Below are 20,794 nucleotides of genomic sequence, written 5' to 3' on the forward strand. Positions count from 1 at the left end.
TTAATGTCAGTTATATTAGGTATTTCAGCCTTTTATCATGATAGTGCAGCATCACTTATAGTTGATGGTAAGATAATTGCTGCCGCTCAAGAAGAGCGATTTACCCGTAGTAAGCACGATTCATCTTACCCAATTAATGCAATTAATTACTGTTTGACAGAAGCAGGGTTATTATTAGAACAAGTAGATTATATTGCTTTTTATGATAAACCTTTTTTAAAGTTTGAACGCCTTCTAGAGACCTATGTTGCATTTGCACCAAAAGGCTTACAATCTTTTAGAACGGCAATGCCAGTTTGGTTGCGTGAAAAGTTGTTCTTAAAAGACATGCTTATTAAAGAAATTAAAAAAGTTGATAAAAACTTTGATAATAATAAGCTAATGTTTGGTGAGCATCACTTTAGTCATGCTGCCAGTGCATTCTATGCTTCACCTTTTGAAGAGGCAGTAGTACTAACTCTTGATGGTGTAGGTGAATGGGCAACAACTACTGTTGCTATTGGTAAAGGTCATGAGCTTAATATTGTTAAAGAGATACATTTCCCTCACTCATTAGGCTTGCTTTATTCAGCGTTTACTTACTATACTGGCTTTAGAGTTAATAGTGGTGAATATAAGGTGATGGGCCTAGCACCTTATGGAGAGCCTAAATACAAAGATTTAATCCTTGATAAGTTAATTGACTTAAAAGAAGATGGTTCGTTTAGGCTTGATCAATCCTACTTTAATTATGCAATAGGCTTAACGATGGTCAACCAAAAGTTTGCTGATTTATTTGGCGAACCAATTAGAAAGCAAGATACTGATAAATTAACTCAGTTCCATATGGATATTGCTGCATCAGTGCAAGCTGTGACTGAAGAGATTGTGTTGACAATGACCAGATCATTGGCACAAGAATATAATATTCCAAATTTATGTATGGCAGGTGGTGTTGCGCTTAACTGTGTTGCTAATGGTAAGATATTAAGGGATAAGTCTTTTAAAGATATCTGGATTCAGCCTGCATCAGGAGATGCTGGTGGTGCATTAGGCGGCGCTTTGGCAGTATGGCATAAAGAACTTAATAACCCAAGAGTAGTTAATCCTAATGACGCTATGCAAGGCTCTTATCTTGGCCCGTCATATGAACAAGATAGCATTGAGGCTGAACTAACAAAGTGTGGTGCTAGGTTTGAATCAGTTAGTGAAGATGAGATGATTGAGCAAACTGCACAAGCACTGGCAGATAGTAAGGCAGTTGGCTGGTTCCAAGACAGGATGGAGTTTGGCCCTCGTTCACTTGGTGGTCGCTCAATACTGGGTGACCCACGCTCAGAAAAAATGCAAAAAACTCTTAATCTTAAAGTTAAGTATCGTGAAAGTTTTAGACCATTTGCACCATCAGTATTAAGGGAAGATGTGTCAGAATGGTTTGAAGCAGATTATGACAGTCCATATATGCTTTTGGTTGATGATGTTAAAAAAGATAAGCGAATCAAAATGACTAAAGAAGAAGAGTCTTTGTTTGGCATTGATAAGCTTAATATTAAACGCTCTAGCATTCCCGCAGTTACTCACGTTGATTATTCTGCAAGAATACAAACCGTAAATAAAGAAACCAATCCAAAATATCATGCTTTAATTATTAAATTCAAAGAAAAAACAGAGTGTTCAGTTGTAGTAAATACATCATTTAATGTTAGAGGTGAGCCAATTGTCTGTTCACCAGAAGATGCATTTAAGTGTTTTATGGGAACGGAGCTTGATGTACTAGTGATCGGTAATTGTGTACTTAGAAAAGAGAGGCAAGACAAGTCATTGACCGAGGATTATAAGCACAAGTACAAGTTGGATTAAAAACTGGATTAGCGATAGAGAGAAAGACTATGCATTATGCAAGTGCGGAAATAATGGTTGGACTGAGATTTTTGAGATTGTAAAAGCTCATCCTTACCATTTAATTTCATCAATGAGACCGGTGTAAATAATTTTAGCCAACTCGGCATTCCCCTTTTCTGTCAGGTGAACAACATCATGGAAGATCTCTTTTCTTTCAGCAGAGGTTTTCTCATGAGTTAACATTTTTGCAGCATCTATAATAAGTACATTGTGCTTTTTCGCAATTTCATCTAATGAAAACAAGGACTGTTCGTAAATTTCTACAAATCCAGGATAACTTCCAGAAGTGGTGCTGATAACTTCCAAATCAAGGGCCTGCTTAACAATCACTGGAGTTATTCCACGCATCTTTGCTGACTTAATCATTGTTTCAACATTATCATAATATTGTTTGTGTTGTGCTTGTAGATGTTCTGAAGTAAATCCTTTACCCATGTTGCGTGCCCATATATTTCTACTCGCAGAATAAGCTGCACTTAAACGGTATAAAATATTATTAATGCGATTTAAAAATGAGTCCTGTTGTAACTTTTCTGTTAAGTCTGGTCTAAAATAATCGTTACTGAGTTGATAAAATATCTCCATATCATGCTCGAATCGAAAAGCAGCTGGTTGTGTCCATTTATATCTTCTGTGCTTGAAATAAAATCCTTCTGATTGGGTCCACTTGTCCCAAAAAATATCTCCTAACATATATCCATTTCCGCTAATATGGGCTGATGTTGAACCCATTCGACCCATATTAATCACCTCGTATCGATTTTGTTCTTCTGAATTATTGATGAGGCTTTCCAGCGCAGCTGGGAACGACCTACTTTTTGAAGTGGTTACTGAGAAAACAGAGGAGCCACCATGCACAATAATACGATAAGTTCCCTCTTTTTTCTTAAAAGTATAGTACTGGTCTCTGTAGATATCACCTCGGGTTAAGTCAAACATCTCCAGATTAAGATCTTTCTTTTGAACATAAAAAGTACCCTGCTTTTGCAAAATATCATCTATATCTTCAAATAAAAACCTATTAAGTTCTGTAACTCCATAGAATAATGGCCCAGAGTTTCCAGCCTTGAATGACTGCACAACACGTGTTCCCATTTCAATAGAAAACAAAATAAGAAAAGGAATAATAAAAAGTGAACTCCAGAGTAATAGCCTTTTTTGTATGTATGTCATGACCCTATTTTACCCAGTATCAAATTATGTTAATCAAAATAACCTTTATCTTTACCTCTTGTTTTTTACTGTTCTTTAAAATGTATTTGTAATAAAGGACGTGCCAATTAAAATGGCGGAGAGAGAGGGATTCGAACCCTCGATAGGAGTTAAAGCCTATACTCCCTTAGCAGGGGAGCGCCTTCAGCCACTCGGCCATCTCTCCGAAGAAGGAATATTATACTGGAATTATATTAAATGAGTATTTTAGTAATATCGGTTTAATAAAATATTATTCAAGGACCTCAAAATCATGAGTAATCTTTGCAGTTTTACCAAGCATGATAGATGCAGAGCAGTATTTTTCAGCTGAGAGTGAAATCGCTTTATCAACTTTTTTAGGGTCTATGTCTTTCCCTTTAATAATAAAGTGAATGTGTATATCAGTAAAAACTTTTGGGTGTTCATTGGCTCTTTCAGCGCTAATTCTAGTTTCACAATGCGATAGGTCTTGACGCATTTTTTTAAGTGTTGTGACGACATCAATCATAGTGCAGCCTGCCACCCCAAGTAAGAGCATTTCCATTGGCCTAATGCCAAGATTTTCACCGCCAATCTCTATCGGACCATCCATCGTAATAGAGTGACCACTATGAGACTTACCAACCATTAACATGCCATCAACCCAATTTACAGAAAGATTCATTCAAAAAACTCCTTAAGTTTTTGGCCAGGATTTGAGTGCTTCATAAATGCCTCGCCAATTAAAAAACCAAATACATCATTCTTGTGCATCAACTCAACATCAGCTTTAGATGCAATTCCTGACTCAGTTATCACAAGTTTATCACCGCTAATTTCACTAAGCAAGTCAATGGTAGTTTGAAGGCTAACTTCAAAGTTTCGAAGATTCCTATTATTAATTCCAATCATTGGTAAATCTAATTTAAGCGCTCGACGTAGTTCATTTAAATCATGAGTTTCAACTAATACATCCATATTGAAAGATAAAGCAAGGTCACTTAAATATTTGATTTCATTATCTTCTAGACAAGACACAATTAGTAAAATACAATCTGCCCCCATCGCTCTTGATTCATAGACTTGATAGGGTTTAATAATAAAATCTTTACGAATAACTGGTAATGAAACTGCAGCTCGCGCTTTTATCAAATACAAAGGATCACCTTGAAAAAAATCACGATCTGTTAATATAGAAAGGCAGCTTGCACCTCCGTCTTCGTAGCTTTTTGCAATTTCTACAGGCTCAAAATTTTCTCTTAAAACACCTTTGCTTGGAGAGGCTTTTTTAATTTCAGCAATTATTCCACTTTGACGCTCTTTTACTTTTTTGTTTAATGAATTAAAGAAACCTCGGGGGGTATCTGCACTATTTGCTAGCTCAATCATTTTTTCAATTGGAAGTCGTTTTGTTGACTCTGCTATTTCTTCTTGCTTTCGAGCAACAATTTTTTTAAGTATGTCAGGTGTTTTTTGTACCATGGTTTTAATGAATTTATAACAATGCTTATTTTAAACGAATATAATTTACGTATATATTTAAGTAATGAGTGAAGTACATGAATTTACTAGATTTTCAGGCTGGAATTGATCACCCATTTTTTTTGATTGCTGGCCCATGTGTTGTTGAGTCAGAGTCTTTGGCAATGGAAAGCGCAAGCTATTTGAAAAAAGTTTGTAGCGAGCTTAATATCAATTTTATCTATAAGTCTTCTTATGACAAGGCCAATCGAACAAGTGCAGATAGTTTCCGTGGTCTAGGTATTGAAGAAGGGCTCCGTATTTTAGAAAAAGTAAAGTCTGAAGTTGAGGTCTCTGTTTTAACTGATGTTCATGAAGATTCGCCTCTAGATGAGGTCTCTTCAGTAGTTGACGTGCTTCAAACTCCTGCTTTTCTTGTAAGGCAGACTAATTTTATTCAAAATGTGTGTAGTCAAGGTTTGCCTGTGAATATTAAGAAAGGCCAATTTCAAGCGCCTTGGGATATGGTCAATGTTGTTGAGAAGGCCAAGGCAACAGGAAATCAACAAATTATGGTTTGTGATAGAGGGACATCTTTTGGATACAATACACTTGTTTCAGATATGAGAGGCTTATCCAGTATGAGGTCAACAAACTGTCCAATTGTTTTTGATGCAACTCACTCTGTTCAGCAGCCTGGTGGAGAGGGAGCATCCTCTGGTGGGCAAAGAGAAATGGTACCAGTTTTAGCTAGAGCAGCTGTTGCAGTTGGCATTTCTGGTGTCTTTATGGAGACGCATCCAAATCCTAAGCTTGCAAAAAGTGATGGCCTTAACTCTATGCCAATGAACTTAATGTTTACATTACTTGAAACTCTCAAGAAGATTGATGAAGTAACTAAAAATAATGATTTATTAGAGGATTCTATAAATGACTAGAATTGCAATAAACGGATCTAAAGGAAAGATGGGGCAAACCCTTGTTGAGGCTGTCAATTTAAATAATAGTGCGACATCAGCTGCAGCTGTTGATAAGGACGATAACCTTAATGATTCACTCCAAGATTTTGACGTTTTAATTGATTTTTCAAGACCCGAGGCTTCTCTGAAGGCCATCTCAATTTGTAAAAATTCTGGAAAAGCTATGGTCATTGGAACTACTGGGTTTAGTGATGATGAGCTAAAAGTAATTAAGCAAGCTTCAACTCAGATACCAATTGTTTTTGCTCCTAATATGAGTGTTGGAGTTAATTTAACGCTTAAGTTGTTGGAGACTTCTGCAAAAGTTATTGGGCAAGATTCTAGTATAGAAATTATTGAAACCCACCATCGTTATAAGGTTGATTCGCCTTCAGGAACGGCGCTCAAGATGGGTGAGGTTGTTGCAAATGCGCTTGGAAGAGACTTAGCTAACTGCGCAGTATATGGCCGTGAAGGTATTGATGAGCCTAGAGATCTAAATACCATTGGATTTTCATCGATTAGGGGCGGTGATGTTGTAGGCGATCATACTGTTACTTTTTTTATGGAAGGTGAGCGCGTTGAAATAACACATAAAGCATCTTCTAGAATGATTTATGCTAATGGTGCTGTAAGAGCAGCTAACTGGCTTAGTGACAAGCCTAGTGGTCTATATTCAATGCAAGATGTTTTAGAGCTTTAGGAATTATTAATGTTGTATGCAATTATTTCTCAAGATGTAGAGGATAGTTTTAAAAAACGCATAGGCGCTAGACCTGATCATGTTGCTCGTTTAATTCAATTAAAAGATGAAGGTCGCCTTATTTTGGCAGGACCTCATCCTGCTATCGACTCAATAGATCCAGGTGATGCAGGTTTTACAGGGTCACTTATTGTTGCTGAGTTTGAAAATCTTAAAGAGGCGCGCTCCTGGGCTAACGAAGATCCTTATGTTGCTGCTGGCGTATATTCAAGCGTTGTTGTTAAAAATTTCAATAAGGTTTTGCCTTAAATGATTTCCATAAAGGAGATTCTTTGCTGGATAATTTAGACTTTTTTGACAAATGTAGCTCAATCAAAAACTTGAATAATGATTACAGTTAAAAATTTATCAAAACATTTTGGTGGAATCAAGGCTGTTGACGGTGTTGACCTGCATATTGATAAGGGTTCTATTACAGGCTTAGTTGGTCCTAATGGTGCAGGAAAAACTACAATGTTTAACCTTATCGCTGGACTTTATCAGCCAACAGAAGGCGAAATCATATTAGATGGTGAAGACGTAACAAGCTTAACTTCTCACCAACTTTTTCATAAAGGACTCTTAAGAACATTTCAAATAGCCCATGAGTTTCCAACCCTAAGTGTCTTGGAAAACTTAATGATGGTGCCTGCAAATCAGTTAGGTGAAAGCTTGATGAATACTTGGTTAAAGCGCAAACAAATTCATGTTCAGGAGAGAGGGCTTCAAAAAAAAGCAGAAGAAGTTATCGATTTCCTGAGTATTAGCCACCTTAAGAATGAAAGAGCGGGTAATCTTTCTGGTGGCCAAAAAAAATTGCTAGAGTTGGCTCGAACTATGATGGTTGATGCTAAGGTTGTTCTTTTAGATGAAGTTGGCGCAGGCGTTAATCGAACACTCCTTAATCAGATTGGTGATGCCATATTAAGGCTTAATTCAGAAAGAGGGTATACATTTTGCATGATTGAGCACGATATGGATTTCATTTCAAGACTTTGCAATCCAGTAGTAGTTTTAGCTGAGGGTCGAATTTTGACAAGCGGCACCCCTGATGAAATTAAAAGTAGTGATGCGGTTATTGAGGCCTATCTAGGTAAAGGAATTAAGACCGAGGCTACGAGTTAATGGCTTATCTTGAAGGTAAAAATTTAGTTGCATCATATGGAGTAGTTCCAATACTCCATGAATGCTCTGTTGAAGTTGAAAAAGGTGAGCTTGCAGTAATTGTTGGTCCAAATGGTGCAGGAAAGTCTACTGTAATGAGAGTATTGCTCGGGATGCTGGAGGCAACTTCAGGTTCAGTAACGCTAGATGGAAAAGATATTTCAATGCTTTCTACTCAGGACCGAATTAGCCATGGATTAGCATTTGTTCCACAAACAAAAAATGTTTTCCCTTCAATGACAGTTGAAGAAAATCTTCAGATGGGTGGTTTTATTAGACAAGATGACATCAATAAAACAATTGAAGAGGTCTACGCGCTTTTTCCAATTCTCTATGACAAACGCAAACAACTTGCAGAACAGCTTTCGGGTGGCCAAAGACAACAGGTTGCATTTGGAAGGGCTATGATGACGAAACCTTCAATTATGCTTTTAGACGAGCCAACAGCAGGTGTCTCACCAATAGTGATGGATGAGATTTTTTCTAATATTTTGGACGTTAGAAATGCTGGTATGGCTGTTCTTATGGTTGAGCAAAATGCACAGCAAGCTCTTAATATAGCTGATAAGGGCTACGTTTTAGTATCTGGACGTAATGAGCATACTGGAACTGGTAAAGAGCTCATAAATAACCCTGAAGTTAGAAAAAAGTTTTTAGGAGGTTAGATGACATCAGACTCAATTGATATTATTAATGCATTTGCCTTACTAACTAATTTTGTAATTCTTCCTGCATTATCTTATGGCTCACAATTAGCATTGGGAGCACTAGCTGTAACTTTAGTTTATTCAGTATTGAGGTTTTCTAATTTTGCTCAAGGCGATAGTATGGCGTTTGGGACCATGATTGTTATATTACTTACTGGTTTTATGATTAGTAGAGGGTGGACAATTTCAGGAATTCCCACTGCTCTATTAGTAATCCCTATAGCTATAGTTTTTACCTCAATGTACTTGCTTACAATCGATAGACTGATTTATCGGCACTATCGAAAAATAAAAGCAAAATCAATTACGATCGTAATGTCCTCAATAGGAGTTATGTTTGTTACTGGCGGAATAGTCAGGTTCGTATTAGGCGCGACTGCGCAAAAATTTGAAGATGGTGAGAGGTTTATTTTTTCTGTTAGAGAGTTTAAGGCTTATACTGGCCTTGAACAAGGAATTGCTTTTAAAACATCTCAATTTTTAACTATTACCATCGCTTTTTTATTAGTGGCTTTTGTATTTTACTTTTTACAAAAAACTAAAACGGGTAAGGCTATGAGAGCTTATTCTGACAATAAAGAACTAGCACTTCTTTCTGGTATTGATCCAGATAAGATGGTTCAAATAACTTGGTTAATAGTTGCAGCTCTTACTACAATTGCTGGCGCCCTTTATGGATTAGATAAAGGCTTCGCACCTCAACAATATCATTTATTACTCTTACCAATTTTTGCCTCTGTCATTGTTGGCGGTATTGGCTCTCCAATTGGGGCTATTGCAGGTGCTTTCTTAGTAGCATTTTCTGAAATACTCCTTACTTATGCCTACAAAAAGTTTTTAATATATTTATTACCACTATCGATGCATCCTTCGTCTTTGGTTCAGCTTATTGGTACTGAGTATAAATATGCAATATCCTTTGTTATTTTGGTTATTGTTCTTTTAATAAAGCCTACTGGGTTATTTAAAGGTAAGGTGATAGTTGATGAATAATCTAAATAATATTTGGCAATCGTATAGAGCAATTATTACTTTCTCCATTATGGGTTTTGTACTTTTATTTGTTGGTTTTAATCAGTCATGGGCACTTGTAATAGGCATTATTAACATGTCTTTGATTTCAGCTATTATGGCCTTAGGTGTAAATATCCAATGGGGTTATGCTGGATTATTTAATGTTGGAATTATGGGGTTTGCCGCCTTGGGAGGCGTTAGTGTTGTTTTAATTTCTCAGCAACCTGTAACTGAGGCGATAGATGCTGGCGGTATAAAGATGCTTCTTGCTTTGGCTCTAGGAGCTGCAACGATTGCCGCAGGAGTTTTATTAAACAGAAGGGGAATCAATAAATGGTTAATATCTCTAATCGTAGTTATTGGCTATCTCTTTACAAGATTTTATTTCTCTGAGGCTTCAAAATTAATTGAAAAAGTAGATCCTGCAATTACAGGTTATTTAGGCGGTTTTGGACTTCCTATAATGCTCTCTTGGATAGTGGGTGGCTTAGCTGCAGCTGCAGCGGCATGGTGGATTGGAAAAATTACCTTAAGCTTAAGATCTGATTATCTTGCGATAGCAACTCTTGGAATTTCTGAAATTATTATTTATGTCATCAAAAATGAAGACTGGTTTGTACGGGGACTTAAAAATGTTTATGGACTTCAAAGACCTGTTCCTTACGAAGTTGATATGCAAAAATCAGAATGGCTTCAAAATATTGTTGCTTGGATTCATAAGTCAGAGTTGCAGTTTTTGTCTCAATCAGAGCAAATTGATAAGCTAGGTGACTATGTTCGAGAGGCATCAGTCGTATTTGTAAAGCTAAGTTATTCAGGTTTATTTCTTGTAATTTTAGTCGCCTTTATTATTCTTTCTAATCTTGCTTTAAATTCTCCATGGGGCAGAAAAGTAAGGGCAATAAGGGATAATGAAGTGGCAGCCTCTGCGATGGGTAAGAATATTACGCGTCAACATCTACAAATTTTTGTTATTGGATCAGCAATTGTCGGTGTCGCTGGTGCATTATTAGTAACTTATGATGGGATATTTATTCCTACTGCATATCAGCCCCTTCGATTTACTTTTTTAATTTGGGTGATGGTTATTGTTGGAGGGTCAGGTAATAATCTAGGGTCGGTTCTAGGGGCTTTTATTATGTGGTTTATTTGGATTCAGTCTGGCCCTATAGGTCTTTGGGTGGTTGAAATGCTTGGTAATTATGTTCAAGAAGGAAATACATCACTAGAATTTATAGAAGATCGAGTCCACTATCTAAGACTTATCTTTATGGGCAGCATAATGCTCTTGATTATGAGATTTTCTCCTGGCGGAATTCTTCCAGAGAAAAATAAAGAACTGTAATATGCTCTTTAAATTGGGCTGAAATGAACTATTCTAGAAAGGTTTAGTTCATTTTTTTTTATAATATTTTTAACACAAACTACAGGAAACTGTTTATCATTAAGGGGATTCCCATAAGAAATACGCTTTAATACTTTATTAGGTGTAGGGACTCTTTTTTATATTTTAGGAGACGAAATGAAAGGTTATTTAAAAACAACAGCTGGATTTGTATTATCAGCTACGATGGCATCAGTATCACATGCTGATGTAACTATAGGAGAGCTACAAGGATTTACTGGACCGCTTGAATCAATGATTGGCGCGATGTCTGGTGGTGCAAACTTAGCAGTAACTGAGGCTAATGCTTCTGGTAACTACCTCCAAGGAACAATCAATGTTGTGCAGGGCGATTCAGTATGTATCGATCCAGCCGTTGCGATTGCTCAAGCAGAAAAAATGATTAATGATGATAATGTTATGGCTATTATGGGTCCTAACTGTTCAGGTAATACTGGTGCAGTTATAACCAACGTGCTTGTACCTAATGGTATTGTTTCAATTTCACCATCAGCTACTTCACCTGCTTTAACAACTCTAGAAGACGGTGGATGGTTCTTTAGAACTGCTCCTTCAGATGCTAGACAGGGTCCAGTACTTGCAAGTATTGCAATGTCAAGAGGACAAACTGATATGGCTGTAACTCACTCAAACAGTGACTATGGTAAAGGTTTGGCTGATGCATTCGTAACTGCTTATGAAGCTATGGGCGGAACAGTGACAGTTATGGCTGGACATGACGACGACAAGGCTGACTATTCAGCTGATGTTGCTGCATTGTCTGCAGGTGGCTCAGCTACTTTAGCTGTATTAGGTTATGCTGATACTGGTGGTAGAGGAATTATTGCTGCTTCTGAAGATACTGGTGCATTTTCTGACTATGTATTTGGTGACGGTATGATCAGTGAATTAACTTCAGGCGCGGTTGGAGATGGTTCTTGGGGCACAATTGCATCTCCAGATGCAGATTTAGTTGATATCTGGACAGCAGTAGCTTCTGCTGGTGGTGTTGATGGTTCTGGTGCATATGCAGGTGAATCTTATGATGCTATGGCATTGATTATTCTTGCTTCACAGGCTGCAGGTTCAACAGACAGAGCAGCTATTCAAGCACAAGTATTGAATATTGCTAACGGTCCAGGTTTCCAGTGTCAAGCTGGTGAATTAGCAACTTGCTTGAAAATGATTTCAGGCGGCGTTGTTGTTGACTATGTTGGTGCTACTGGTGTTGAATTAGATGCAGGTGGAACAGCTAATGGCTCATATGCAGAGCGTGAAGTTATTGGTGGTGCATTTACTAACGTAAAAATCCACAAGTAATAAGCTTTAAATTTTGACTAAAAAAGCCCGTCTTATGATGGGCTTTTTTTATTTTTAAAATTTCTATTTATTTATGAATTTACAACATTTTCTTAGACTGGTATTATATTAACTTAGATTGAAGAAAAATAAGGGTAATCAAAATGAATAATAATGAGATCTTAGAAGGTATAAAAAAAGCTTTTAAACTTTCAGTGGATAAGCTTGATAACCATTACATGTTTTATCTAGATGAGATGGTTACTCCTAAGCTTATAACTCTTTTCTATTGGATACTGTTATTTGCCTTTATAACAAAAGGGCTTGGAGATATATTTCTTGAGGGCGATTTCTGGCGTGGCCTAGTCTGGGTAATTGGAGGTTCTTTAGCCTCTCGAGTAGCCTGTGAAATGGTGGTAATTCTATTTAGAATTAATGAAAACTTAAATGAAATTAATGAAAAAACTAGTGAGAATGACTCTCTAAGTAGCACTAGTTTTGAAAAAGATTACTACAAGCATTAATAAAAATAATATTAGATTATTTAGTCTACAATAGGCGTTTTTCTTACGTAAGTTTTTGCTTTATGAATAAAGGCATCCTACTTGTCCTTTCAGGCTATCTGATGTGGGGAGCGTTCCCTCTTTATTGGACATTACTGAATCATGTTAACCCGTCTGAAGTTCTGGTTCACAGGATCCTTTGGTCAGTGCCTGTATTATTTATATTAGTCTACTTCAAGCCATCTTGGCTAGCAAATTTCAAATCTTCAATATCTTCAAAAAAAGAGCTACTTTTCTTATTTTTAACGGCTATCCTCATCACCATTAATTGGGGCGCATATATTCTTTCAGTAAATTTAGAAAGAGTTGTGGAAGCCTCTATGGGTTATTTTTTATCACCTGTAATAAGTATGTTGGGCGGCTATATTTTTTTCCATGAAAGGATTTCAAAACTTAAGCAGTGGGCTGTTTTTTTTGCAACAATAGGCGCCCTTTATTATGTTTTCAGTGGTGACTCTTTCCCATGGCTTGGCCTTCTCATTGGACTTACTTTTTCATCTTATGGGGTTGCTAGAAAAGCAATGGTGACATCAGCAGTTCCAGGCCTTTATATCGAGACACTTCTACTCTTGCCATTTATTTTGATATTTAGTTTATGGTTTTATGTAAATTATGACTTGGCTATTTTTAATGTAAATCTATCAACAGATATTTTATTAATTTTGGCAGGAATTGTTACTGTGATACCTTTGGCATTATTCACTGCTGGAACAAAATTGCTTCCCATGACAACTGTAGGCATATTATTCTTAATTACCCCTTCGTTACAATTTTTAGTTGGCTATGTGTTGTATGATGAGTCTGTAAACTTCAATCAATTATTAGGATTTATGGCTGTTTGGATTGGACTTATTGTTTATTGTTATGCGCTTATAAAGGAGAAATAGTTAACTTAATGAAGCCCCCCTTTACTATAAAAAACGATCAATTGATAATGCTTTAATTTCAGCTGAATTTTGCTCACCTTCTATTAAGCTACATAATAAATTAGCTGATGTTGCTGCATGAGTTAATCCATAGTGACCATGACCACAATTATAAAAAACTCTGTCTATTTTTAGAGATTTAGATATCACTGGCACAGAGTCTGGAGTTGAAGGGCGACTTCCCATCCAATAATTTGCATTCTCTACATTTAACCCTGGAAACAAATCCTGGCTAATGCGAGCAAGAGAATTGAAATAATTTGGATTTGCTGGTCTATTAAGATGGGCATATTCGGCCCACCCACCAATTCGAAGTCCACTTACTAAACTTGTTGCAACAATACCTCGATCTGCAAATACAATTGGTATGTCAATATTAATATTTGATAAAGGAATTGTTAAGTTATATCCTCGCTCTGCTGTAATGGGTAAAAAGTCACCTAAAGATTTTGCTAAAGAAACAGAATTAATTCCTGCTGCAATAACTACTGCATCATATTTACTATTTCCTCTGTCAAAATTAATTAAGATGGAATTTAATTTTCCACTTACACTATTAACTCGCTCCTGGCGAAAGGTAACTCCGTTCATTTTTGCTGAATCAGCAAGGCCCCGAACTATGTCTAATGGCTCACTTACTTTAGCCCAATGATGAGATAAGTATGCATACTTAAATTTTTCATTAATAGTTGGAGTAATTTTAGCTATTTTTTTAGCATTTAATACTTCGCTACTAAAGCCTCGAGTATTTCTTTCATCCCAACTTTTGATGCTTTTATTAAAGCTCAGCTCATTATCATAGATGAATGCACATCCATTTTGCTCAAGCTTTTCGGCGATATTACAATACTCTAATAATTCTTTAGTGTCTCTAATAGAGTTATGACAAAGATAGCTTAATGCATCTGTTGCCCTTTTGAAGCGATTTACATTTGAGGTAAGTAAAAACCGCCAAAACCAGGGAATTTGTGGCCAAAAATCTTTAAGTGGGACTTTTAATGGCGCATCAGAATCCGTGAGCATTTTTAATGCCTTCCAATGAATTCCAGGTGTACTCAAAGGAAAAATATCAGAAGCTCCAATATGGCCTGCATTTGCTTTTGATGACCCACCTTCTCCTGGATAATAAGGATCAAATACAGTAACTTCGTAGCCTTTCCGATTAAGGGCACATGCGCTTGCCATACCTACAATACCCGCCCCTATTATCGCCACTGAAGAGCTTGAAGATATTTGTACGTTTGGCACTATCTATTACTAGCTAAGTAAATCAAAAGCGTCACCCCAACAATCTGAAACTTTAAAGCCTAATGGGTATGGATCACTGGGGTCTACGCCTACCTGATGAATTCCATGAATCCAGCCTCGACCAGAGACTCTTGGAAGGATGCCACTCTTTCCTGCAATAGTCTTCTTAGCAACTATCTCAACTTGGAACTCACTATCGATGATTGATCTTGCTTTAAGGCTCTGACCAACTTTAACTTGACCTCGGGCCTCCATTACAGCAAGACGAGCAGAATTACCAGTGCCGCAAGGAGAGCGATCAATTCGACCTGGTGGAAGAATTGTTGCACCCTTCATTACGCCATCATCATCATGCCCAACAAACATTGTGTAAGAAATGCCTTTTAAGTCTTCAAGCTCAGGATGTTTTATATCTAACTGACTATTGACCGCCTTATGAATTCTGGTCCCTATATCAACAAGTTGACGGGCATTTTCTGGCAAAATTTTCAAATCAAACTGGGCAGGGTCAATTAAGGCATAAAAAATACCACCAAAAGCAATATCAACACTTACTGCCCCTAACCCCTCTACTTCAATAATCGCATCAAGTTGATCTGCGTATGAAGTCGTCATATCTAAAGTCACTCTCTCGCATTTTCCATTATTACATTCAGCACTTGCTCGAACAAGTCCAGCAGGAGTATCAATTGTAACAATAGTCTCAGGCTCCTTCATCTCTATCATTCCAGTTTCAAGAAGAACTGTTACAAGGCAAATACTGTTTGATCCTGACATGGCATGAGCCTTGTCGCCTTGCAAGATCAAAAAACCTATATCCGCTTCTTTATTTGGAGCATCAAAAATGAGATTTGTAGACATTTGAGCATAGCCACGGGGCTCAAATACTAAAAAACGACGCAAACTATCGTCAACTTCATTAATATAATTCATTTTTTCCAGCATAGTGTTACCTGGAATATCTATTACCCCACTAGTTACTATTCGACCCACCTCTCCTTCTGCATGAGCCTCAACCATAGTTATAGTTTTTTTCCAGCGCATTATCTAAGGGCTTTTAATAAAAGTAATTTCATTGTTTAATTGGCCATGTATCTGAAAGGCGATATCCTCCAGGCCAAGGGTCCTCAGGGTCAAGCATAAGCTGATGAGTTCCAGTAATCCAAGCCCTTCCACGAATTGAAGGAATAATAGCCTTCTTTTTACCCACCATCGTCTCCTCAACTATACTGCAATCAAAGCGAGAATCAAGAATTGAGCGACCAATCATGCGGTCTCCTTTTTGAAGTTCACCTTTTGCGTGAAGAGCTGCCATACGAGCAGAGCAGCCAGTTCCACACGGTGAGCGATCTAATTTACCTGGGTCTATTACAACACTATTACGACTAACTTTCACACCCTCTTCTTCAAATAAAGGAAGTGCAAGCTCGCAGAATGAAATATGCTTCCAGTCAGAATTAGTTGGGTGATTAAAGTTAAGCTGTAGGTTAGCAGCCGCAGTTATTTTTGAACCAATTTCAGCTAAATCTTTAGCCTCATCAGGCTTAATTTCAAAGCCAAGTTCAGCAGCATTAACAATAACAAAGCTATCTCCTCCATAGGCAGTGTCGACCTTAAGAGAGCCTAAGCCTTCAACTTCAATATGAATATCTAGCTGGTCAGCAAAAGAAGCTACATTGTGAACCTCTATACTTTTAGCTTTCCCATTTTCACAATATGCCTTTACTGGAACTAGTCCTCCTGGAGCTTCAAGGACAAACTCAGTAATCGGCTCTCTCATCTCAATCATTCCTGTATCAAGTAAAACAGTTGAAACACAAATCGAGTTTGAGCCGGACATTGGTGGTGTATGTTCGGGCTCCATCACTATAAAGCCTTGATGAGCATTTGGATTTTGTGCTGGTACTAATAGGTTTACATGTTTAAAAACACCGCCCCTTGGCTCATTTAAAACAAATTGACGCAATTTTTGATCCTGATTAATCCACAGCGCTTTATCCCACAGACTATCACCCTTAGGTGGAGCGACGCCTCCAACAATCACATTTCCTACTTCACCTTCTGCATGACAGGAGACTATATGAATCAACTTACTGCTTTTCATTAAATGTCCTCACTGATATCAATCCATAAAGTTTTAGTCTCAGTATATTGATCATGAGCCATAAGTGAATTATCACGACCACCAAACCCTGATAGCTTATAGCCACCAAAAGGGGTTGATATATCACCTTCTCCATAACAATTTACAGAAACAGTCCCCGCTTGAAGAGCTCTGCCGTATTTATGAGCCTTAGTCACACTGGAAGTAAATAATGATGCTTGAAGTCCATAACATGTATCATTCGCAAGATCGATGGCTTCTTTATCACTATCAACAGTCATCATTACAAATACAGGGCCAAAAACCTCTTCTTTAGCAATGATCATTTCTGCAGTAACTCCACTAAAGAGGGTAGGCTCAATAAACAATCCTTCTCCTGAATTAATTGCATTACCACCTTCAATTAATTCAGCTCCTTCACTTTTAGCTACCTCAATGTAACCCAAAATCTTGTCATATTGCTCTTTGGAAATTATTGCCCCCAACTGGTTTTCTGGGTCTAAAGGGTCACCTGTATGCCAATCTTTCATTTTCTCTCTGACCTTTTCAAGCAATGTATCTTTCAAACTCTTATGAACTATTAGGCGAGAATTAGCAGTACAATTCTGTCCCATATTCCAAAGAGCAGCAAAAACAATATGCTCAGCAACACCATCAAGATTATTGGCATCAGAAAGAACTACAGCAGGATTTTTACCACCACACTCAAGAATAATTTTCTTTAAATTACTTTGTCCTGAAAATTCTAAAAATAATCGTCCTACTTCAGTTGACCCCGTGAAAGAAATTGCATCAATATCTAAATGTCTCCCCATTGGCTCACCAACATCTGGTCCTTCACCAGGGAGGACATTGAGAACTCCTGGGGGAATTCCAGCTTCAGTTGCCAGTTCAGCAACTCTAAGTGCAGTCATTGATGTTTGTTCTGCTGGCTTAACAATAACGCTATTACCACCGGCGAGTGCTGGGGCAATTTTCCAAGCCAGCATCATTAAAGGAAAGTTCCAAGGCAACACACAACCAACAACACCTAATGGCTCACGTGTAATGAGGCCAACAGCATCCACATTCGCTGGTGAGATTTGATCATACATTTTATCTATAGCCTCGGCATGCCACTGAATAGTGACTATCGTTTCAGGAAGATCAGTAAGTTCACACTCACTAATAGGCTTTCCACTTTCTAAACTTTCAAGCACTGCAAGCTCTGTCTTATTCTCTTCAATAAGTTGAGCTAACTTCAATAAAACTGCTTTACGTTCGCTGGGATGTTTATTAGCCCACTCACCAGAATTAAAGGCATCTCGTGAAACTTTAACAGCATAATTAACGTCAGAATCATCACAGGCCGAAATATTAGTAATAACAGATCCAGTTGCAGGATTAATTGACTCCATAACCTTTCCAGCTTTTGATTTCTGGAATCTTCCATTTATAAATGGATCTGTTGGAAACTGTATTTTCGCAGCAATATCTATATAATCATTTTTACTAAGAAGGCTTGACATTTTTTACTCCTTTTAATTTAGAATTGAGTGAAGCGAAGCACGAGTTTTATCTATTACACTAATCATTTCCCTCTTAAGGGCGTCGTCAATTGGAAGCAAAGGTAATCGAACCTTTCCACCTGGACGACCCTGTTGTTCACATCCGAGCTTAACACATTGCAGGAATTTACCACCTTGCTCCAAAGCCTGCATAAGAGGCATAAAAGCACTCATAAGAGCTCTTCCTTTCTCAAAATCAGACTGTTTTCCAAGTAAATCCATTAACTGGACACACTCTGATGGGAAAAAATTAGCTGTAGCACATACCCAAGATTTTGCCCCCCAAGCAGCAAACTCAAGAACTTGCTCTTCACCACCAACAGCTAACTCAATTGAAGGATAGTTATTTGATAATAACGGAAGCCTAGAATAGTCACCACTTGACTCTTTTATTGCTGCAACTAGAGGATTTTTTGCAACTATGGATAGAAAATCCTCACCCATCTCAACACCAGTTCTTCCAGGATAGTTATAAAGCATAATTGGTAATTCCGTTGCTTTAGCTATTGTAATAACATGATGTGCTAACTCTTCTTCTGAAGGTAAAGAATATGGTGGGGCGGCGACTAAAAGTGATTTAGCGCCTGCATCAACTGCCGCCATAGAAATATCGAGGCACTCATCAACTCGAATATCATTCACTCCTGCCATAAATTCAACTCGATTATTAATACGCTCTGATGCAAATTTAAATTGCTGAATACGCTCCTCTTTCGAAAGCGCATAAAACTCACCAGTTGATCCACCAACTATAACTCCAGCAACACCATTTTCAATTTGCCAATCTATTACTTCTGCGTAAACATCCCAGTCAACTTCACCATTACTCGCAAAAGGGGTAATAATAGGTGTGTAAATTCCTTTAAATCTCATTTTAGACTCTCCTTATAAATTGTTTATTTTGAAAATAATATACTATATTTCACTTTAATCGATACTTTGTATTTAATTTAAAAGTTTCAATTAAATATAAAAATGTAAATAGAGAAATTGAACTTCCATTTTTAAATTAAAAGTGATAAGATATTGCCAGCATTGGATTACTCAGATGAGCAACTCAGTGTTATATTTAAAATTAATAGGAGAAATATATGACAATGTTTTCTAAAACATTAGTATCGCTTACTACTGCAGCTTTGCTGCTTACAGGCGCAACTACAGCTTCTGCAGATAAACTAGATGATGTTATTGATGCTGGAGTTCTAAGATGTGGAGTAGTACTAGATTTTCCACCAATTGGCTACCGTGATGCAAACAATGAGCCTGCGGGTTTTGATGTTGATTACTGTAAAGATCTTGCAGCTGCATTAGAGGTTGATCATGAAATTATTGCAATTACTTGGGCTGAACGTCTACCATTAATTGTTACTAATCGTGGTGATGTTGTATTTGGAGGTACTTCAGATACTTTATCTCGTGCTAAGACAGTTGGCTTTACAATCCCTTATGCTATTTATTATGCTCAAGCTATTGTTGGAGCTGATAGTGGTATTGTTACTGTCGAAGATATGTATGACAAGAAAGTTGCTGCTGCTATTGGAACTGTTCCCGAACAGGAATGGTTAAAGATAGCAAAAGAACTTGGAATTGAAGGTAATTATCAAGGCTATCAATCTGAGAATGAAGTATTCTTAGCTGTGGCTCAAGGGAAAGCTCATGCTGGTATTACTACCAATACAACAGTATTACCAATAACTCAGCAATTTGATACAGTTATTGCTGGTCCTCGTATGCCATGGGGCACTGACTATACTTCTGTAGTTGGTCCGCGTATGGATGTTACTTGGCTTAACTACCTTAACCTTTTTGTAACGCAGCAAGTTCGTTCTGGCCGTTACCAAGAGCTTTGGGGTAAGTATGTTGGTGGCGAAGCGCCTGAATTACGTATTCCTGGTGTTTACTACTAATAGTTAATTTTAATATGGCCGGCTTGCCGGCCATTTTTTTAAAAGTCATTTATGGATTATAATTTCCATTGGAGACCAGTCTTCAAGACCCTTCCTGATTTATTACAATCAGCAGTATTAACTTTGGAAGTTGCAATTCTTTCAATGATTTTGGGTATATTATTTGGACTAGCACTCTCTCTCATCAGAATTAACATGACAGGACCATTAAAATGGTTTGCTGTTTCTTGGATTGAGTTGGCTCGAAATACTCCAGCACTATTACAATTATTTTTCTTTGGATTTGGGCTCGGAGCATTTGGAATTCACTTTAGTCCATTCCTTATAGTATTGATGGGCTTAACATTTAATAATGCTGGTTATTTAGCTGAAAATTTTCGTGGTGGATTTAATGCTATTCCAGATACCCAAATAAAAGCCTCACTAAGTCTTGGAATGAACAGTTTCCAAACTTACACTAGAATTATCATTCCTCAAGTTCTGCGAATTGTTTACCATCCTATGACCAACCAAATGGTTTGGGCAGTTTTAATGTCCTCCCTAGGTATGTTGGTTGGATTTCGTGAGCTTTCAGGCGAAACACAATTCTTTGCATCTAAAACTTATCGAATTTTCGAATATTTTGCTGTTACAGCAGTAATTTACTACGTTCTTGTTAAAATTATTCTTGGTGCATCAAGATTAATGGCAAATCGTCTTTTTAAATACTAAGAGC

Annotated in this window: 21 protein-coding genes and 1 tRNA gene; 13 read left to right on the forward strand and 9 right to left on the reverse strand. The window is 37.4% G+C overall.

Translation table 11 applies throughout. From position 1 onward, the window contains the following. Positions 1 to 3 precede the first annotated feature (3 nt). Entirely contained in the window at positions 4 to 1,839 is a 1,836-nt protein-coding gene (locus ABXT69_RS02255; RefSeq protein ID WP_416678817.1) for a carbamoyltransferase, read from the forward strand. Positions 1,840 to 1,932: 93 nt separating this feature from the next. On the opposite strand, the gene ABXT69_RS02260 is transcribed toward ABXT69_RS02255, so the two are convergent. The 4 genes from ABXT69_RS02260 to trpC all read right to left on the reverse strand — a co-directional run bounded on the left by ABXT69_RS02260 (position 1,933) and on the right by trpC (position 4,536). After that, on the reverse strand, positions 1,933 to 3,054 hold the full coding sequence (locus ABXT69_RS02260) for a hypothetical protein (protein WP_416678819.1): 1,122 nt from the start codon (positions 3,052 to 3,054) through the stop codon (positions 1,933 to 1,935). A 113-nt stretch (positions 3,055 to 3,167) separates the two neighbouring features. After that, positions 3,168 to 3,259, reverse strand: a tRNA-Ser gene (locus ABXT69_RS02265). Positions 3,260 to 3,325: 66 nt separating this feature from the next. Further along, on the reverse strand, positions 3,326 to 3,739 hold the full coding sequence (locus tag ABXT69_RS02270) for an OsmC family protein (RefSeq protein ID WP_416678821.1): 414 nt from the start codon (positions 3,737 to 3,739) through the stop codon (positions 3,326 to 3,328). Further along, complete coding sequence (trpC, locus tag ABXT69_RS02275) at positions 3,736 to 4,536, reverse strand: indole-3-glycerol phosphate synthase TrpC (RefSeq protein ID WP_416678823.1); 801 nt, start codon at positions 4,534 to 4,536, stop codon at positions 3,736 to 3,738. Before trpC ends, ABXT69_RS02270 begins: the two co-directional genes overlap by 4 nt. A 77-nt stretch (positions 4,537 to 4,613) precedes the next feature. On the opposite strand from trpC, the gene kdsA reads away from it, so the two are divergent. From kdsA to rarD, 10 genes are all read left to right on the forward strand, one after another. Then, positions 4,614 to 5,453 carry a 3-deoxy-8-phosphooctulonate synthase gene (gene kdsA, locus ABXT69_RS02280; protein WP_416678825.1) on the forward strand — a complete coding sequence of 280 codons (840 nt, stop codon included), beginning with the start codon at positions 4,614 to 4,616 and terminating at the stop codon, positions 5,451 to 5,453. Then, positions 5,446 to 6,177 carry a 4-hydroxy-tetrahydrodipicolinate reductase gene (dapB, locus tag ABXT69_RS02285; RefSeq protein WP_416678828.1) on the forward strand — a complete coding sequence of 244 codons (732 nt, stop codon included), beginning with the start codon at positions 5,446 to 5,448 and terminating at the stop codon, positions 6,175 to 6,177. Before kdsA ends, dapB begins: the two co-directional genes overlap by 8 nt. A gap of 9 nt (positions 6,178 to 6,186) precedes the next feature. Then, positions 6,187 to 6,486, forward strand: coding sequence for a YciI family protein (locus tag ABXT69_RS02290; protein ID WP_416678831.1), 300 nt, complete (start codon positions 6,187 to 6,189; stop codon positions 6,484 to 6,486). Between the two features lie 78 nt (positions 6,487 to 6,564). Beyond that, positions 6,565 to 7,341: an ABC transporter ATP-binding protein gene (locus tag ABXT69_RS02295; protein WP_416678834.1), complete on the forward strand. Its 777-nt coding sequence runs from the start codon at positions 6,565 to 6,567 to the stop codon at positions 7,339 to 7,341. After that, the gene (locus tag ABXT69_RS02300; RefSeq protein WP_271557194.1) at positions 7,341 to 8,045 is read left to right on the forward strand and encodes an ABC transporter ATP-binding protein; all 705 of its coding nucleotides are present in this window, start codon (positions 7,341 to 7,343) and stop codon (positions 8,043 to 8,045) included. The genes ABXT69_RS02295 and ABXT69_RS02300 overlap by 1 nt, the downstream gene beginning before the upstream one ends. After that, on the forward strand, positions 8,046 to 9,080 hold the full coding sequence (locus ABXT69_RS02305; protein ID WP_416678837.1) for a branched-chain amino acid ABC transporter permease: 1,035 nt from the start codon (positions 8,046 to 8,048) through the stop codon (positions 9,078 to 9,080). Next, on the forward strand, positions 9,073 to 10,446 hold the full coding sequence (locus ABXT69_RS02310) for a branched-chain amino acid ABC transporter permease (protein WP_416678840.1): 1,374 nt from the start codon (positions 9,073 to 9,075) through the stop codon (positions 10,444 to 10,446). Before ABXT69_RS02305 ends, ABXT69_RS02310 begins: the two co-directional genes overlap by 8 nt. A gap of 177 nt (positions 10,447 to 10,623) precedes the next feature. Continuing rightward, the gene (locus ABXT69_RS02315; RefSeq protein ID WP_416678843.1) at positions 10,624 to 11,805 is read left to right on the forward strand and encodes an ABC transporter substrate-binding protein; all 1,182 of its coding nucleotides are present in this window, start codon (positions 10,624 to 10,626) and stop codon (positions 11,803 to 11,805) included. Between the two features lie 143 nt (positions 11,806 to 11,948). Then, positions 11,949 to 12,308, forward strand: a complete 360-nt coding sequence (locus ABXT69_RS02320) for a DUF4282 domain-containing protein (protein WP_416678845.1) — start codon at positions 11,949 to 11,951, stop codon at positions 12,306 to 12,308. Positions 12,309 to 12,370: 62 nt separating this feature from the next. Continuing rightward, positions 12,371 to 13,234 (forward strand): EamA family transporter RarD, encoded by an 864-nt coding sequence (gene rarD, locus ABXT69_RS02325; protein ID WP_416678848.1) that lies wholly within the window; start codon positions 12,371 to 12,373, stop codon positions 13,232 to 13,234. Between the two features lie 24 nt (positions 13,235 to 13,258). On the opposite strand, the gene ABXT69_RS02330 is transcribed toward rarD, so the two are convergent. From ABXT69_RS02330 to ABXT69_RS02350, 5 genes are read right to left on the reverse strand one after another with little or no spacing between them, the layout of a single operon-like run. After that, a complete protein-coding gene (locus ABXT69_RS02330; protein WP_416678850.1) occupies positions 13,259 to 14,521 on the reverse strand; it encodes an NAD(P)/FAD-dependent oxidoreductase in 1,263 nt (420 codons plus the stop codon). A 9-nt stretch (positions 14,522 to 14,530) separates the two neighbouring features. Further along, positions 14,531 to 15,565 carry a proline racemase family protein gene (locus tag ABXT69_RS02335; RefSeq protein ID WP_416678853.1) on the reverse strand — a complete coding sequence of 345 codons (1,035 nt, stop codon included), beginning with the start codon at positions 15,563 to 15,565 and terminating at the stop codon, positions 14,531 to 14,533. A 28-nt stretch (positions 15,566 to 15,593) separates the two neighbouring features. Beyond that, positions 15,594 to 16,625 (reverse strand): trans-3-hydroxy-L-proline dehydratase, encoded by a 1,032-nt coding sequence (locus ABXT69_RS02340; protein ID WP_416678855.1) that lies wholly within the window; start codon positions 16,623 to 16,625, stop codon positions 15,594 to 15,596. Continuing rightward, positions 16,625 to 18,133: an aldehyde dehydrogenase gene (locus tag ABXT69_RS02345; RefSeq protein WP_416678857.1), complete on the reverse strand. Its 1,509-nt coding sequence runs from the start codon at positions 18,131 to 18,133 to the stop codon at positions 16,625 to 16,627. Before ABXT69_RS02345 ends, ABXT69_RS02340 begins: the two co-directional genes overlap by 1 nt. A 12-nt stretch (positions 18,134 to 18,145) precedes the next feature. Then, positions 18,146 to 19,045, reverse strand: coding sequence for a dihydrodipicolinate synthase family protein (locus tag ABXT69_RS02350; RefSeq protein WP_416678859.1), 900 nt, complete (start codon positions 19,043 to 19,045; stop codon positions 18,146 to 18,148). Between the two features lie 218 nt (positions 19,046 to 19,263). Here ABXT69_RS02350 and ABXT69_RS02355 point away from each other — a divergent pair, with 218 nt between their 5' ends. Further along, positions 19,264 to 20,079, forward strand: coding sequence for a transporter substrate-binding domain-containing protein (locus ABXT69_RS02355; RefSeq protein ID WP_416678862.1), 816 nt, complete (start codon positions 19,264 to 19,266; stop codon positions 20,077 to 20,079). A 51-nt stretch (positions 20,080 to 20,130) separates the two neighbouring features. Continuing rightward, positions 20,131 to 20,790, forward strand: a complete 660-nt coding sequence (locus ABXT69_RS02360) for an amino acid ABC transporter permease (protein ID WP_271541425.1) — start codon at positions 20,131 to 20,133, stop codon at positions 20,788 to 20,790. Positions 20,791 to 20,794: the final 4 nt, after the last annotated feature.

Source organism: Candidatus Pseudothioglobus sp. Uisw_016 (assembly GCF_048087635.1).
Classification (GTDB): Bacteria; Pseudomonadota; Gammaproteobacteria; order PS1; family Pseudothioglobaceae; genus Pseudothioglobus.